This is a genomic window from Egibacter rhizosphaerae, assembly GCF_004322855.1.
In the GTDB taxonomy this organism is placed as follows: domain Bacteria; phylum Actinomycetota; class Nitriliruptoria; order Euzebyales; family Egibacteraceae; genus Egibacter; species Egibacter rhizosphaerae.
In genome coordinates this window covers 4,289,080-4,305,000 of the sequence record NZ_CP036402.1, presented here as the reverse complement: position 1 = coordinate 4,305,000, position 15,921 = coordinate 4,289,080, and the positions used below count along the sequence as shown (strand labels likewise).

Sequence of the window (15,921 nt, the reverse complement as noted above, 5' to 3'; positions counted from 1 at the left end):
CAGCCGCAGGTACTTCACCATCAGCTCGTCGCGCACCCGCATGGCCTTGCCGAACATCTCGGCGGGTTCTTCGTCCACGCCGATCGTGTTGCCCGAGGTCTTCGACATCTTCTCCGAGCCGTCGAGGCCCTCGAGCAGCGGCAGCGTGACCACGGTCTGAGGGTCTTGCCCCGCGACGGCCTGCAGCTGACGGCCGACGAGGAGGTTGAACGTCTGGTCGGTGCCCCCGAGCTCGACGCCGGCGCGGACCTCCACGGAGTCGTGACCCTGCAGCAACGGATAGAGGAACTCGCTCACGGCGATCGGCCGTCCCGCCTCGTACCGCGCCGCGAAGTCCGAGCGCTCGAGCATCTGTGCGACCGTTGCCTGCGACGCCAGGCGCAGCACGTCGCCCATGTCGAGCCCCCCGAGCCAATCGGTGTTGTCGACCACCTCCAAGGGCTCGGGCAGCAGCACCCGCCTTACCTGCTCGAGGTACGTCGCCGCGTTGGCACGGACCTCCTCGGGGCTGAGACGGGGACGTGCAGCCGACCGCCCCGAGGGATCGCCGACCTGCGCGGTGAACCCACCGATGATCAGCACCGCGGTGTGCCCGAAGGACTGGAACTCCCGAAGCTTGCGCAGCACCACCGTGTGGCCGACGTGGACATCGGGGCTGGTCGGGTCCATTCCGAACTTGACCCGCAGCGGGCCGCGCTCACCACGATCGATCGCGTCGAGCTTGCGCTCGAGCTCGCCGCCCGGCAGCACCTGATCCACACCGTCGGTGAGTACTCGTAGCTGCGCGTGAGGTGGTTCAGCAACCGTGCTCATGTGCCGAAGGCTACTGCAGGGAACCCGGCCGTCAGGCGACCGGCACGACCCAGACCGACCGCCCGATCGCCCGACCACCGGAGGTGTGATGCACGCTCGGAGGCTGGCCCTCCTGGCCGGGACGGCCGCACTTCTCGGGCTCGCAGGCGCGTGCAGCCCCGTGGTCACCTTCGCGCCGGTGGACGAGGTCGAGCTGCGTCCTCCGGAGCAGACGAGCGTGATCCACGACGCCGAGGGCCGCGTGCTCGCCGAGCTCCACGGGGAGATCAACCGTGAGGTGGTCGAGCTCGAGGCCATGCCGGGCGAGCTGCGCGACGCGGTGCTGGCCATCGAGGACGCACGCTTCGAGGACCACGTCGGGGTCGACGTGCGGGGCCTGGGACGCGCGGTCCTGCGCAACGCGACCCACGGGGAGGTCGTGGAGGGCGGCTCGACGATCACCCAGCAGCTCGCGAAGAACACGGTCACGGGCGGCGAACCGACCCTCGAGCGCAAGATCGAGGAGGCCAGTGTCGCCCTGCGCCTCGAGGCCCAGCTCGGCAAGGCGGCGATCCTGGAGCGCTACCTGAACGAGGTCTACTTCGGTCACGGGGCCTACGGCGTACAGGCCACCGCGCGGCGGTACTTCTCGCGCGACGTCGAGGAACTCGGGCTCGCGGAGTCCGCGCTGCTCGCCGGCGTGCTGCAGTCGCCCTCGACCCACGACCCGCTGGCCGATCCCGAGGCGGCGAAGGCTCGTCGCGACCTCGTCCTGGAGCAGATGGCCAGGCACGGCTTCATCACGGAGGAGGAGGCACAGGCGGCCCGGACCCGCGACCTCGACCTCCAGCCGCAGGACGAGGCCGACGAATGGGCCGCCCCCTACTTCGTCGATCACGTCCTGCGCGAGCTGCAGCACGACGAACGGTTCGGGGCCCTCGGAGCGACCCCGACCGAGCGCGCCGAGGCGATCTTCCGCGGGGGCCTCGAGATCGAGACCACCCTGGACCCCCGGTGGCAGGCGTCCGCCGAGGAGGCGGTCGAGGCCACCCTGCCGGAGCCGGACGATCCCCGGGCGGGCGTCGTCGCCATCGACCCGCAGACCGGGGAGGTCCGCGCGCTCGTCGGCGGTCGGGACTGGCACGCCGAGGACGACGACAGCAGCCGGTTCAACCTCGCGACCCAGGCGGCACGCCAACCGGCCAGCGCGTTCAAGCCGATCGTCCTCGCCGCGGCGTTGGAGCACGGCTGGACGCTCGACGACCAGCTCGAGGCGCCGGCCGAGGAGGAGTTCGAGCCCGTGCCCGGCGAGCCGGAGCCGTGGACGGTGAGCAACTTCGAGGACCGCGACCACGGGATCGTGTCCCTGCGGGAGGCGACGACGAACAGCGTCAACGTCGCGTTCGCCCACCTGGCCCAGGAGCTCGGGGCGGCGCGGATCGCCGAGACGGCGCGTGACCTCGGTGTGCAGCGCGACCTCGCCGAGACGCGGGCGATCGCCCTCGGATCCGCGGAGGTCTCGGTGCTCGAGATGGCCTCGGTGCAGGCGACGCTCGCCTCGGGCGGGATCCGACGTGAGCCGACCGTCGTGCGGGAGATCACGGGCCCCGATGGCGAGACCGTGTACCAGCGGGGCGCGATCGACGGCGAGCGGGTGCTCGACGAGACGACCGCCTGGCAGGTCACCGACGCGCTCACCGAGGTCGTGAGCCGTGGGACCGGCGAGCGGGCCCACCTGGAGCGGCCCACGGCGGGCAAGACCGGGACCAGCCAACGACGCGCGGACGCGTGGTTCACCGGCTTCACGCCGGACCTGGCGGCCGCGGTGTGGATCGGGTTCCCGGACGGGACCCGGGCGATGGTCCCGCCGACGACCAGAACCCGGGTGCAGGGCGGCACCTGGCCGGCGGAGCTCTTCGCCCGGTTCGGGCTCGGCGCGCTCGGGGACCTCCCCGCGAGCGAGTTCGCCGTCCCCGAGGAGCGCCTGGTCCACCGCGAGGTCGACGTGACCCGCGGGTGCCTGCCCACGCGCTTCACGTCCCCCGAGGACGTCGAGGAGCGGGCCTTCCTCGAAGGCGAGCAGCCGACCGAACCGTGCGAGGACGCCGAGACCGCGACCACCGGGGACGTCCCCGATGTGGCGGGTGTGCCCGAGGAGGAGGCCGTCACCCGACTGCGGGACGAGGGCTTCGCGGTGGAGGTCGAGCCGCTCTTCGATGCGAGCCGACCCCCGGGCGTCGCGATCGAGCAACAGCCGGCCCCCGGCGACGACGTCGACCTTCCCGACGGATGGGAGGCCGTCGTGCGGGTCTCGTCGGCCGATCGGACGCGCGTCACGGTGCCGGACGTGTTGAGCGCGTCCCTCGACGAGGCCGAGGCGCGGCTGCGGGACGAGGGCTTCGCGGTCGACGTGGTGCAACAGTGCCCCGACGGGGGGGAGACCTGCACCGGCGCCCGGCACCGCCCGGGCGCGGTCTGGGACGTCACCCCCGGACACGGCCGGGAGCTACCGATCCACGACCGCGTCGAGGTGTTCGCCTACCCCGAGCCCTGAGGTTCGCGTGCACGAGGGTTCCGTTGGTACGGGGACACCCACCGGCTGCCGGGCACGTGCCAGCGCCGTGGCCAATCGGCCGCCCGTGCGATGCCGACGCGGGGACCAGCCACGCGTTCCGGATGCTGGTCGTCGCCGCGCAGGTGCAGTGCCGCGGGCGGTGGGCCGCAGAGGTCCTGTCCGTTCCAGGACCCGTCGAGGCCGAACGCCTGCGCGAGGCGTCCCGGTCCCCGCAGCAGGTCGCGGTCCGGGACGCGTGACCCGCGACGCGTCCGTATGAGCTCCCAGCCCGCGAGTGGCTCCGCGGCGCGCAACAGGACGCCGTCGGCCTCCCCGGCCGCGGCCGTCGCGACGTTGCAGAGCCAGTGGATGCCGTACGACCGGTAGACGTAGGCGGTTCCCGGTGGGCCGAACAACGCCGCGTTCGCCTCCGTGCGGCCCCGATGGCCGTGGCACGCGGGGTCGTCCTCGGTGTACGCCTCGGTCTCGACGATGCGGGCGGCCAGCCCCTCGTCGGCGCGCACCAGGATCGATCCCACGAGGTCCCGAGCCACCTCGGTGGCGGGGCGGGCGAACACCTCCCGCCCCAGCGCACGGCCGGGCAGCGGGCCGGGCTGGCACGCCGGGACGCGCACGTCACCCACGCCCGGTCCGCTTCTCGTCGACGAACGCTCGGAGCCCGTCGGCGTCGCGGCAGTTCAACACGTCCGCGGCCCTCGCCCATCCCCGTTGCGCGGTTCCGACGCCGGTCTCGACGTTGCGCAACTCCCCCGGTTCGTGGGCGTCGCTCGAGATCGTGAGGGTGGCCCCCGCCTCCACCGCTTTCCGGACGAGCTCGCCGGAGAGATCGAGCCGCGCCGGGGACCCGTTGACCTCCAACGCCGTGCCCGTGCGTACCGCCTCGGCCACGACCGCATCGACGTCGAGGTCGATCGGCGGGCGTCGGCCGATCTTGCGGCCGGTGAGGTGGCCGATCACGTGCACGTGCGGATTCGCCATGGCCGTGAGCACGCGTCGGGTCTGCACGTCCCGCGGGCGATCCATCTGCGTGTGGATCGCCGCGACGCACAGGTCGAAACCGGCCAGCTCCGCGTCGTCGAAGTCGACGCTCCCGTCGACCGCGATGTTCAGTTCCACGGCGTCGAGGATCGCGATGCCGGCCCGCGGACGCAGCTCGGCGATGGCCTCCCGGCGCCGCGCGAAGCCGTCGGTGTCGAGGCCGTTGATCGCGAGGCCGATCGCGTGGTCGGTGACCGCCCAGTAGTCCCATCCCCGCGAGGCCGCGGCCGCGACCATCTCGTCGAGGCTCGCCCGGCCGTCCCCGGACCAGTCGCTGTGCCCGTGCAGGTCCCCGCACAGGTCGGCGGGCTCCACGACGTCGGGCAGGTGCCCGCTGTCGCCGGCCTCCACCTCCCCGGTGTCCTCGCGCAACGACGGAGAGATCCAGGGCAGGTCGAGCGCGACGTAGACCTCCTCCTCGGTCGATCCCGCGATCCGGGTCTCGTCGCGCCAGAGCCCGTACTCGTTGAGCGACAGCCCGCGTCGGACGGCACGCTCGCGCACGCGCACGTTGTGCGCCTTCGACCCGGTGAAGTAGCACAGCGCCGCTCCCCAGGCATCGGGAGGCACGAAGCGGATGTCGATGCCGATGTCGATGCTGCGGCTGCGCACGTGCAGCTTGCGGTCCCCGCCGGACACGACCTCCGCCACCGGGCCGAGCTCGGGCACCGCGGCGCGCACGTCGCCCGGGTGGTGGGTGGCCACGAGCACGTCGAGGTCCCCGATCGTCTCGCGCAGGCGCCGGAGCGAGCCGGCGTACGCGGCGGCCCGGGCGGACGGGAGCTCCTCAAGCTCCCGCACGAGACGCTCCGCGAGGGGCAGCACGTCGCCGATCGGGTGGCGGTCGGCGTCCTTGCCCCCCAGCCGGGACAGGCCGGCGCGCAGGTTCTCCGCGCGCTTGGCTCCCAGGCCCGACAGGGCGGCGACGTCGCCGGCGTCGATCGCGGCGCGCAGGGCGTCCAGCGAGTCGACGCCCAACTCGTCGTGGAGTCGACGAGCGAGCTTCGGCCCGAGCCCGGGCACCCCGGTGAGCTCACGCACCCCCGACGGCACACGCGCCCGCAGGTCCTCGAGCAGGCTCATGGAGCCGTGCTCACGCCACTCGATGATCTTCTCGGCGGTCGAGCTCCCCACGCCCTCGACCTCGGTCAGCCGCTCGCGCTCGACGGTGCCGAGGTCCTCCCGTGCGGCGGCGGCGGCGGCCGCCGCGCGCTCATAGGCGCGAACCCGGAAGCGGTCCGCCCCGTCGAGCTCGAGGAGCTCGGCGATCTCCTTGAACGACCGTTCGAGCTCGGTGTTGGTCCAACTCACCAGCGCTCCTCGTGACAGGCGACCCCCTCAGGATGCCGCGGCGAGGCCGCCGCGGCCGCCCGATCCCGCGATGGCGGCGGGCCGGTTCCCGCCGAGTGTGCCGACGGCCGTCAGGCCTCGTCGGAATGCGGACCGCTGACCGCATCGCCGCGCGCCCGTGACATGCGCTCCGGCTGGCGCGTTCCGGGGACCGAGAGCAGCACCAGCAGCACCCCGGCACCGACCGCCGCGGCAGCGATCAGCCCGCCGCGGGGACCGAGGAGCTCGTCGAACAGCCACGCGACGCCGAACGAGGCCGGTGCGAGGCTGATGTTCGCGAACCAATCGACGCTCGACACCCGTCCCAGCAACTCGCTCGGGACCAGCCGCTGCATCGTCGTGGTCCAGATGATCTCGCTGACCGCGAAGAGCGTGAAGACGAGGGCGCCGGCCACGATCCCGTGCCACGTCGCGGTCATGAGGCCGAGGATCGCGAGGGACGCGACGGCCCCGGCCTCACAGAGGTACATGACGGTCACGAACCGCCTCGGCAGGTCCCGCTGGCCGATGACCGTGGACACGATCACCGACCCGAGACCGCCGGCGGCGAGGACGAGGCTGATGGTGCGCGCGACCTCGCCCTCGGCCATGGCGAGCTCGTTGAACAGCAGGTACGGCAGGAGCACGTCGAACGGCCCGTGGAACGCGAGGGTCCCGATCGACGAGCCGAGCAACCACGGCCACGCCCAGTTCGTCCGCGCGACGAACCGCAGGCCGGCGGCGATCGCCCGGAAGGTCTCGCGCATCGAGCCGGTCGCCTCGCTCGCCGCGGGCTGGCGTCGCACCCGCAGGAGCAGGGCCGCGCTCACGAGGAACGTGACCGCGTCGAGGAGCAGTGCCATGCCGGCCCCGGTGACCGCCACCACGCCCCCGCCGAGCAGCGGACCGAGGATGAAGATCATCCCCGGCCGTGCCACCCCCAGGAACGCGTTCGCCCGCGGGAGGTCGGCGTCCGGGAGCAGCTGGGGCACGAGCGACGTGGCGGCGGGATTGAAGAAGCCGTTGCCGAAGCCGAACAGTGCCCCGAGCGTGAGCAGCTGCCACAACTCCAGCTGACCGGTGACCGACAGCCAGCCGATCGCGCCCATCATCGCGGCGCGCCAGAGATCGGCCGCGATCATGACGCGGCGACGCTCGAATCGGTCGCTCGCCCAACCGCCGAACGGCAAGGAGGCGATCAGCCCGCCCGCCCACGCGATCGCCACCACGGCGACCGCGCCCGCGTCGTTGGAGACGAGCAGCACCTGCACGCCGATCGCGACGCGGAAGAACCCGTCGCCCGCGAGGGAGACCAGCTGCGCGCACGCCAGCAGGCGGTAGTCGCGGTGGCGCAGCGGCGCCAGTACTCCGACGCGCTCGATCACGGCCATCCACGGAGCTCGTGCACCGCTCGCGCTCCTGTCGCCTGCTCCCCCCGACGCGGGCGCCCCCCGCGCGCGTGTGGTGGCAGGCTATGAACGCGGTCGCCGTCCCGGGAAGTCCCCTATTCGGGGGACCCCATCCGGGGGACCTGGTCCGGGGGGAGGACGGACAGACGGGCTCGCAGCACGCGCGCCTGCTCGGCCACCCGCTCGGGGGCGGGTCCGAGCGAGGCCGCGCGCCGGGCGACGGCGGCCGCCGCGTCGCCGAGGTCGGGCGCGTCGGCCAGCTCCGGGAGCAACTCGGCGAGGCGCTCGGGTGCCAGACCCTGCAGGTCCACGCCGTCGCGCTCGAGGGCGGACACCGCCTCCCCGACGCGCTCGTGGGCCACGCGGAACGGGACGCCGCGGCGCACGAGGGCCTCCGCGACGTCGGTGGCCAGCGCGAAGCCCCCGGCCGCGTTCGACGCGAGCCGCTCCCGGTCGAACGCGAGCGACTGCACGGTCCCGGCCATCGCCGGAAGGGTCAGCTCGAGGGTGTCAACGGCATCGAAGACGGGGGGCTTGTCCTCCTGCAGGTCCCGGTTGTAGGCGAGCGGCAGGCCCTTGAGCGTCACCAGCAAGCTCACGAGGTCGCCCACGAGCCGGCCGCTCTTGCCCCGCACGAGCTCCGCGACGTCGGGGTTGCGCTTCTGCGGCATGATCGACGAGCCAGTCGAGAAGGCGTCGCCCACACGGACCCAGCCGAACTCCTCGCTCGCCCAGAGCACGATCTCCTCCCCCAGGCGCGAGAGATGCATCCCCAGCGTGGCCGCGGCCGCGAGGAACTCGATGGAGGTGTCGCGGTCCGCGATGGCGTCCATCGAGTTCGGCGCCGGGCCGTCGAATCCCAGCGCGGCCGCGTACCGTGCGGGGTCGAGCTCCAGGGTCAGGCCGGCGAGGGCCCCGGAGCCCAAGGGCGACTGCGCGAGCGCCCGCGCCCGCGCGCCGGCCAGCCGCTCGGCATCGCGGTCCAGCGCCCAGGCGTGCGCGAGCAGGTGATGGCCGAGCGTCACGGGCTGGGCGCGCTGCAGGTGCGTGTAGCCCGGGGCGAGCCAGTCCACGCAGGCCTCGGCCTGGTCCACCAGGGCGGCCTGCAGCCCACGCAGGCCCGACAGCAGGCCGTCGATCGCCTCGGCGAGATAGAGCTTGAGGTCGCTCGCGATCTGGTCGTTGCGGCTGCGGCCGGCCCGCAGCCGCCCGCCGACCTCGCCGCTGATCTCCAGCAGGCGCCGCTCGATCGCGCCGTGCAGGTCCTCGTCATCCGCGCGGAAGGCGAACCGCCCCTCGGCGAACTCCTCCGCGATCTGCTCCAGACCCGCGGTGATCGCGGCGTGGTCGTCGTGCGACAGGATGCCGAGCCGGAGCAGCTCGTCTGCGTGCGCGCGGCTGCCCGCGAGGTCCTGCCGCCACAGGCGCCGATCGGACGGGTCCCGACCGAGCGCCCAGGCGGCGGCATCGGGCTCCTCCCCGAAGCGCCCGCCCCAGAGCCGCCCCTGCTCGGACGAATCCGGCGGCATCTACAGGTGTCCCTGTCGCTGCGCCCACACCTTCGTCGGCAGGCCCCACAGCTTCACGAAGCCCTCGGCCTGACTCTGATCGAACTGGTCGGCTTCGTCGTAGGTGGCGAGCGAGAGGTCGTAGAGGCCCCGCTCGCTGCGTCGCCCGACGACGGCCGCATGGCCCTTGAACAGCTGCACGCGGACCTCGCCGGCGACGAACCGCTGCGTCTCGGCGACGAACGCGTCGATGGCGCGCTTGAGCGGCGTGTACCAGAGCCCGTTGTAGACGATCTGGGCGTAGCGGCTCTCGAGGCCGCGCTTCTCCTGCGCGAGCTCCTGCTCGAGGCAGAGGTCCTCGAGATCACGGTGCGCGGCGAGGATCGTGACCGCGCCCGGGCACTCGTAGATCTCGCGGCTCTTGATCCCCACGAGGCGGTCCTCGACCATGTCGATCCGGCCGACGCCGTGGCGGCCCGCGCGGCGGTCGACCTCGGCGATCAGCTCGCGCAGCGCCAGCTTCTCGCCGTCGAGGGCGACGGGCAGGCCGTCCTCGAACGCGAGGGTGAGCTCCTCGGGCTCGTCGGGTGTCTCGGCCAGCGCCGCGGACCGCTCGTAGACCTCCTCGGGCGGTTGCGCCCACGGGTCCTCGAGGATGCCGCACTCGGCGGTGCGACCCCAGAGGTTCTCGTCGATCGAGTAGGCCGACCCCTTCGAAACCGGGATCGGGATGTCGCGCTCGCGCGCCCACGCGATCGCGCCGTCGCGCGACAGGCCCCACTCGCGGATCGGGGCCTCGACGGCGAGGTCTGGGGCGACCGCCATCGCGGTGACCTCGAAGCGCACCTGGTCGTTGCCCTTGCCCGTGCAACCGTGCGCGATCGCGTCGGCGCCGTGCTCCTGCGCCACGCGCACGAGGTGGCGGGTGATGATCGGTCGGCTGAGCGCGGACACCAGGGGATACTTGCCCATGTAGAGCGCGTTCGCGGCCACGGCCGGCGCTACGAAGTCGTCGGCGAACTCGTCCTTCGCATCGACCACGAGCGACTCGACCGCGCCACAATCGAGCGCGCGCTGCTGGACCCGGTCCATCTCGCCCGGTGCGGCCTGGCCGACGTCGATGGCCAGCGCGATCGTCTCGTAGCCCTTGTGCTCGGCGAGCCAGCGGATCGCCACGGACGTGTCGAGCCCGCCGGAGTAGGCGAGCACGACCCGGGGTGCGGAGCTGTCGGTCATCGTTGGGCTTCCTTCGCTCGGGTCTCGGGGATCGTTCGGTCGGATGGATCCGCGCCGCTCGTGCCGGGCGTCTCGCCGGCGCCACGGCCGGGCTCGGTGGCCTCGTCCTGCTCGCGCGGCACCGTCACCGGTGGGCGGGCCTCCTTGCGCACGCGCAACAGCTCGGCGATCTCGGCTCCGCTCCGCCCCTCCTCGGCGACGACCAGCAGCGTGTCGTCCCCCTGGACCGTCGCGAGCACGTGCGGCAGGTCCGCGTCGTCGATCGCGCTCGCGACCGCCGCGGCGGCGCCGGGCGGGGTCCGGATCACGGCGAGGTTCCCGCTGGCATCGATCGCCGTCGCGAACTGCCGCAGCCGTTGGGCGACGCCGCCCGGCTCGGGCAGCGCGTACGCGACGCGCCCGTCCGCGCCGCGCTGTTTGCCGATGCCGAGCTCGTCGAGGTCCCGGCTCACCGTCGCCTGCGTGGCCTCGAGGCCCTCGGCCGCGAGCAACTCGACGAGTTCCCGCTGGCTCGCGACCTCGTAGCGCGCGACGAGGTCGCGCACGAACCGCTGACGTTCGGCGCGTTCGGTCACCCCGCCCCCCGGGACAGCAGATCGAGCAGGAGCGCCTTCTGGGTGTGCAACCGGTTCTCGGCCTGCTCCCACACCACCGAGCGGGGCCCATCGATCACCTCGTCGGTGATCTCCTCGCCGCGGTGAGCGGGCAAGCAGTGCAGGGCCACCGCGTGGTCGGCGGCACGGTCCAGCTTCGACCGGTCCAGCTGGAACGGTCGGAAGGCCGCGACCCGGTCCTCGGCCTCGGCTTCCTGGCCCATGCTCGCCCACACGTCGGTGTAGACCGCGTCCGCGCCGTCGCACGCGGCGTTCGGGTCGTTGGTGACGGTCAGCTCGGCACCCGTGGACTCGGCCAGGCCGCGGGCGCGGGCGAGCACCTCGCCGTCGGGCTCGTAGCCGACCGGGGCGGCGACGGTGACCGACAGTCCCGTGAGCGCGCCGGCGACGAGCAGCGAGTGGGCGACGTTGTTGCCGTCGCCGAGGTAGACCAGCCGCCGCCCCTCGAGCCCCCCGGTGTGGGCACGCACGGTCTGCAGGTCGGCGAGCGCCTGGCAGGGGTGCTCGAGATCGCTGAGCGCGTTGACGATCGGGACGTCGGCGTGGGTGGCCAGCTCGATGAGCCGATCCTGGCCGAAGGTCCGCAGCACGACCGCGTGAACGTAGCGGCTCATCACGCGGGCGGTGTCACCGATGGTCTCGCCGCGGCCGAGCTGCAGCTCACCGGACGACAGCGGCAGGGGGTGGCCGCCCAGCTCTCGGACGGCGACCTCGAACGACAGCCGCGTGCGGGTGGAGGGCTTCTCGAAGAGAAGTGCCACGGTCCGCCCGGCGAGGGCCTCGCCGAAGCGGTGGGGGCCGCCGGGGTCGGTCGTGCGCTGGGCCTTCAGCGCGTCGGCGCGGTCCAGCAGCGCGAGGAGCTCGTCGCGGGAGAGGTCTTCGACGGTGAGGAAATGGCGGGTCACGCGGGCTCCAGTGCGTCCAGGGAATCGGTCAACACGGACAGCGCCTCGTCCAGGTCGTGCTCGTCGATGATGAGCGGCGGGCTGAGGCGGACGGCGTCGGGCCGCACGTCGTTCACGACGAGCCCTCGCTCCAGGGCCTTCTCACGGACCTGGGCGGCCACCGGCCGGGCGAGCTCGAGCGCCTGCAGCAGCCCCTGGCCGCGGATCCCGCTCACCTCGGCATGGGTCTCGGCGAGCGCACGGCCGCGGGCGGTCAACTCGGCGCCGAGATCGGCGGCGCGGGCGACGAGCCCCTCGTCACGGACGGTGTCCAGCACCGCGTTCGCGGCGGCGCACACGACTGGCCCCCCGCCGAAGGTCGTCGCGTGGTCACCGGGCCCGAAGACCCCGGCAGCATCGCCGCGAGCCACGATCGCGCCGATCGGCAGACCGTTCGCGAGGGCCTTCGCGAGGCACACGACGTCGGGTTCGATCTCGGTGGTCTGCCACCCGAACCAGGCCCCCAGGCGACCGATCCCGGTCTGGACCTCGTCGACGACGAGCAGCGCATCGTGGCGGTCGCAGGCCTCGCGCGCGGCCTTCAGCATCTCCGGGGCCACCGGTCGCACCCCGCCCTCCCCCTGCACGACCTCGAGCCACACCGCGCAGACGTCGTCGCCGACGGCGGCCTCGAGCTCAGCCGGATCGTCGTGGGGCACGTGGGTCACCCAGTCGCCGAGCGGCTCGAAGGGCGTGTGCTTGTCCGGGTTGCCGGTGGCGAGCAGGGTCGCGAGCGTGCGGCCGTGGAAGCCGCCGGAGAGCGCGACTACGCGCACCTTGTCCTGGCTCGCGGTGCCGCGTGCTTTGCCCCACCGGCGGGCGAGCTTGATCGCCGCCTCGTTCGCCTCCGCGCCCGAGTTGCAGAGGAACGCGCGGCCCTCCGGCCATCCCAGGGCCGCCTGCAGCCGCTCCGCCAGCGCCACCTGGGGCTCGGTGTAGAAGAGGTTGGAGACGTGGACGAGCTGCCGCGCCTGGGCCGCGACGGCCTCGGCGACGGCCGGGTGGGCGTGGCCGAGGCTCGTGACCGCCAGGCCGCACAGGAAGTCGAGGTAGCGACGGCCCTCGCGGTCGGTGAGGCGCGTCCCCTCGCCGGCGACGAACTCGACCGGCTGGCGCGCGTAGGTCGGCAACAGCGCCGCGGCCTCGCGAGCGGACAACGAGGCGCCGGGGGGTTGCGGGGAACTCATCGGGGTGCCTCCTCCGCCGCAGGGGCGCGGTACGGGACGCGCATCACGGCGACGGCTCCTCCCCGCGGGGGGTCACCATCGTCCCGATGCCCTCGTCGGTGAAGACCTCGAGCAGGAGCGCGTGCTCGATCCGCCCGTCGAGCAGGTGCGCTTGCGGGACACCGCCGTCGAGGGCATCGACGACCCCGCCGATCTTGGGGACCATCCCGGCCTCCAGGGTCCCGTCGGCCAGCATCCGCCGCAGCCGGTCGGCACTCACCACCGACAGCAGCGTCGAGTGCTCGGTGCCGAAGTGCTCGTACAGGCCGGACACGTTGGTGAGGTAGATGAGCTTGTCGGCGTCGAGCGCGGTCGCGATCGCTCCCGCGACCCGATCGGCGTTGATGTTGTAGACGGCCCCGTCGGCGGCACGGCCGAGGGTCGCGACCACCGGGACGGCGCCGTCGGCCAGGAGCGAGCGCAACAACGTCGGGTCGACCGACGCGACGTCGCCGACGCGACCGAGCCGGGCGTCGGCCGGTCGCGCCGTGACGAGCCCGGCGTCGGTGCCCGACACGCCGCTCGCGGGGGCGCCGGCGGCGCTGACGAGCCCGACGAGCCACGGGTTGACCTGCCCGAGCAGGACGAGCTGCACCACGTCGAGGGTGGCCTCGTCGGTCACGCGCTGCCCGTCGACGAACGTGGGCTCGAGCCCGAGCTTGCCGCCGAGCTCCGAGATCTGGGGGCCGCCGCCGTGCACGACGACGACGTCGACGCCGACCGAGCGCATGAGGGCGATGTCCGCCGCGAACGCGGCGGTGGCCTCGTCCGGGCCGCCGTCGGTCGCGACGTTGCCGCCCCACTTCACGACGACGGTCCGCCCGCGCCAGCGGGTGATCCAGGGCAGCGCCTCGCGCAGGACCCGCGCCTTCTCCTGGGCGAGCTTGGTGCGGTCGGTCAGGCTCGGCGGCAGCATCGCGCTCACGTCGTGTAGTCGGCGTTGATGGTCACGTACTCGTGCGTGAGATCGCTCGTGAGCAAGGTGGCGCGCGCCTCGCCGAGCCCCAGGCCGACCTCCACGGTCACGTCCGCCCCGCTCAGGGCAGCCTCGGCGGCAGCGCGGTCGAAGGCGGCGGCCGCCCCGTGCTCGCAGACGGTCACGTCGCCGAACCGCACGCTGAGGCGATCCGGCTCGATGGCGACGGGACCGGCGCCGACCGCGGCGACCACGCGGCCCCAGTTCGGGTCGCCCCCGGCGATCGCGGTGCGAAACAGGACGCTGTCGGCGACGGCGCGCCCGACGTCGGCGGCCTCCTCCTCGGTGCGCGCCCCGGTCACCGTGAGGTGCACGACGTGTCCCACCCCCTCGCCGTCCCGCACCATCTGCTCGGCGAGGTCGCCACACACGTGCTCGACCGCGTCGGCCACGACCGCCTCCGGCGGCGGATCGGTGGCCCCGCCGCGGGCGAGGAGCACGACCGCGTCGTTGGTCGACATGCAGCCATCCACGGTGATGCGGTTGAACGTCCGGGCCACGGCACGGTCCAGCACGCGCTGGGCGGCCTCGGCATCGAGCGGCACGTCGGTCGTGACCACCGCCAGCATCGTCGCGAGACCCGGCGCCAGCATGCCCACGCCTTTGCCCATCCCGCCCACGATGCCGGTCCGGCCCTCGTCGTCGGTCACCGAGACGGCCGCCTCCTTGGCCACCGTGTCGGTCGTCAGGATGGCACCCGCCGCGTCCGTTCCGCCGTCGGTGGCGAGGGCGGCCGCGACCGTGGGCACGCCCGCGCACAGGACGTCCTCGCGGATCGGCACGCCGATGACGCCGGTCGAGCAGACCAGCACGTCGGCCGCGTTCGCCTCGAGGGCGTCGGCGGTCCAGTCGGCGGAGGCGCGTGCGAGGGACTCACCGGCCTCGCCGGTGCACGCGTTCGCGCTGCCGGAGTTCAGGAGCACCGCGCGGGCGCGTCCGTCGGCGGCGTGCGCGGCGGACACGCGCACGGGCGCGGCCGCGACCTGGTTGCGGGTCTGCACGAGGCCGACGGGCACGGGCTCCCCGCAGTCGACGAGCGCGAGGTCGGGCTTGCCGGAGGCGCGCAGCCCCACCGCGCGCCCCGCGGCCCGTACCCCCGGCACGGCGGTGACCCCTCCGCCGAGCGGCTCGAGCGCGCCGCGCGGACCCGCGTGGGCGTGCCAGCCGGGATTCGATGCCGCTGCGGACTTGCCCCCGGGGCTCACGGGTGCACCCCGGCCGGGGAGAGGCCGGCGCCCTCGTCGAGCCCGAGCGCCACGTTGGCCGCCTGCAGGGCCTGGCCGGCAGCGCCCTTGAGGAGGTTGTCGAGGGCACAGGCCGCCGTGACCCGGCCCGTTCGCGAGTCGACGGCCGCGTGCACGTGCGCGCCGTTGCCACCGGCGACGTGGGTGGTGGCGGGCCACGCCTGCCGTGCCACGACGAAGGGCTCGGCGGCCGCGAAGGCCCCGACGGCGTCGGTGACCGCCGCCGCGTCGGCGCCCTCGGCGAGGGTCGCGCTGACCGTGCAGAGCTGGCCCCGCGGCATCGGTACGAGATGGGGGGTGAACGACAGTGGCACGGGCTCGGCGAGGCCGGCGGCGTCGGCGACCCCCCGCTGCCGGGCGTAGGCCGCCCACCAGCGCTCGATCTCCGGCGTGTGGCGATGGCCGGGGGCGCCGTACGCCGCGACGTTGCCCATGGCGTGGCTCGCGTGCAGGTCGGCGCGCAGGCCCTTGCCGGCTCCGCTGGTCCCGCTCATGCCGGTGATGACGACCGAGCCCGGGTCGACGAGGCCGGTGAGGGGCGCGAGCGCGAGGAGCGCCGCGGTCGGGTAGCACCCGGGGCCGGCGACGAGCGGCGCTCCCTTGAGGTCGGTACGGAACAGCTCCGGCAGCCCGTACGGCGCCGGGGTGCGCGCGGGCGCCGGGTGGTCGAGGCCGTACCACCGGGCGAACTCGGACGCCTCCAGGCGGAAGGCGCCCGACAGGTCGACGACCGTCGCCCCGCCGTTGGCCAGCACCGGGCCGAGCTCCGCGCTCACCGCGTGCGGGGTCGCCATGAAGACGAGGTCGCACCCGGCGAGGGCGTCCGGCTCGGCCGGCGCGAGGGCGCGGTCGGCGCCGGGCAACCCGGCCAGCTGCGGGGCGGCCGTGTCGAGCCGTTCGCCGGCGCTCCCGCTCCCGGCGGCGACGTGCAGGTCGAGCGCCGGGTGAGCGGCGACGAGGCGGACGAGCTCAGCGCCACCGTAGCCGCTGGCCCCTACGATCCCGACCCGCATCGGCGCCCTCCGGTTCG

General features: G+C 73.9%; 12 protein-coding genes and 1 pseudogene (1 of these 13 only partly in view). 1 reads left to right on the top strand and 12 read right to left on the bottom strand.

From position 1 onward, the window contains the following. Positions 1-813: the 5' portion of a tyrosine--tRNA ligase gene (gene tyrS, locus ER308_RS19720; RefSeq protein WP_131156570.1), read on the bottom strand. 420 nt of this gene lie to the left of the window's left edge; the window shows 813 of its 1,233 coding nt (coding positions 1-813); it begins with the start codon at positions 811-813; its stop codon lies beyond the left edge, outside the window. 88 nt (positions 814-901) lie between these two features. On the opposite strand from tyrS, the gene ER308_RS19715 reads away from it, so the two are divergent. Further along, positions 902-3,346 (top strand): PBP1A family penicillin-binding protein, encoded by a 2,445-nt coding sequence (locus ER308_RS19715; protein WP_165492267.1) that lies wholly within the window; start codon positions 902-904, stop codon positions 3,344-3,346. On the opposite strand, the gene ER308_RS19710 is transcribed toward ER308_RS19715, so the two are convergent. The 11 genes and pseudogenes from ER308_RS19710 to argC form a co-directional block, all read right to left on the bottom strand. Beyond that, positions 3,331-3,990: a DNA-3-methyladenine glycosylase gene (locus ER308_RS19710; RefSeq protein WP_131156568.1), complete on the bottom strand. Its 660-nt coding sequence runs from the start codon at positions 3,988-3,990 to the stop codon at positions 3,331-3,333. The genes ER308_RS19715 and ER308_RS19710 overlap by 16 nt on opposite strands. Then, a complete protein-coding gene (polX, locus tag ER308_RS19705; protein ID WP_165492266.1) occupies positions 3,983-5,716 on the bottom strand; it encodes a DNA polymerase/3'-5' exonuclease PolX in 1,734 nt (577 codons plus the stop codon). The genes ER308_RS19710 and polX overlap by 8 nt, the downstream gene beginning before the upstream one ends. A 110-nt stretch (positions 5,717-5,826) precedes the next feature. After that, complete coding sequence (locus ER308_RS19700; protein WP_131156566.1) at positions 5,827-7,125, bottom strand: MFS transporter; 1,299 nt, start codon at positions 7,123-7,125, stop codon at positions 5,827-5,829. A 113-nt stretch (positions 7,126-7,238) separates the two neighbouring features. Then, the gene (gene argH / locus ER308_RS19695) at positions 7,239-8,672 is read right to left on the bottom strand and encodes an argininosuccinate lyase (RefSeq protein ID WP_131156565.1); all 1,434 of its coding nucleotides are present in this window, start codon (positions 8,670-8,672) and stop codon (positions 7,239-7,241) included. Then, positions 8,673-9,887 (bottom strand): argininosuccinate synthase, encoded by a 1,215-nt coding sequence (locus ER308_RS19690; protein ID WP_131156564.1) that lies wholly within the window; start codon positions 9,885-9,887, stop codon positions 8,673-8,675. 164 nt (positions 9,888-10,051) lie between these two features. Further along, positions 10,052-10,462, bottom strand: a pseudogene (locus ER308_RS19685) (arginine repressor); the annotation flags it as partial. Further along, the gene (argF, locus tag ER308_RS19680; protein ID WP_131156562.1) at positions 10,459-11,406 is read right to left on the bottom strand and encodes an ornithine carbamoyltransferase; all 948 of its coding nucleotides are present in this window, start codon (positions 11,404-11,406) and stop codon (positions 10,459-10,461) included. The pseudogene ER308_RS19685 and the gene argF, both read right to left, overlap by 4 nt. Then, complete coding sequence (locus ER308_RS19675) at positions 11,403-12,632, bottom strand: acetylornithine transaminase (protein WP_131156561.1); 1,230 nt, start codon at positions 12,630-12,632, stop codon at positions 11,403-11,405. The genes argF and ER308_RS19675 overlap by 4 nt, the downstream gene beginning before the upstream one ends. Positions 12,633-12,675: 43 nt before the next feature. Next, the gene (gene argB / locus ER308_RS19670) at positions 12,676-13,587 is read right to left on the bottom strand and encodes an acetylglutamate kinase (RefSeq protein WP_131157128.1); all 912 of its coding nucleotides are present in this window, start codon (positions 13,585-13,587) and stop codon (positions 12,676-12,678) included. A 5-nt stretch (positions 13,588-13,592) separates the two neighbouring features. Continuing rightward, positions 13,593-14,852 (bottom strand): bifunctional glutamate N-acetyltransferase/amino-acid acetyltransferase ArgJ, encoded by a 1,260-nt coding sequence (gene argJ / locus ER308_RS19665; protein ID WP_131156560.1) that lies wholly within the window; start codon positions 14,850-14,852, stop codon positions 13,593-13,595. Continuing rightward, entirely contained in the window at positions 14,849-15,904 is a 1,056-nt protein-coding gene (gene argC / locus ER308_RS19660; RefSeq protein WP_131156559.1) for an N-acetyl-gamma-glutamyl-phosphate reductase, read from the bottom strand. Before argC ends, argJ begins: the two co-directional genes overlap by 4 nt. Positions 15,905-15,921 lie beyond the last annotated feature (17 nt).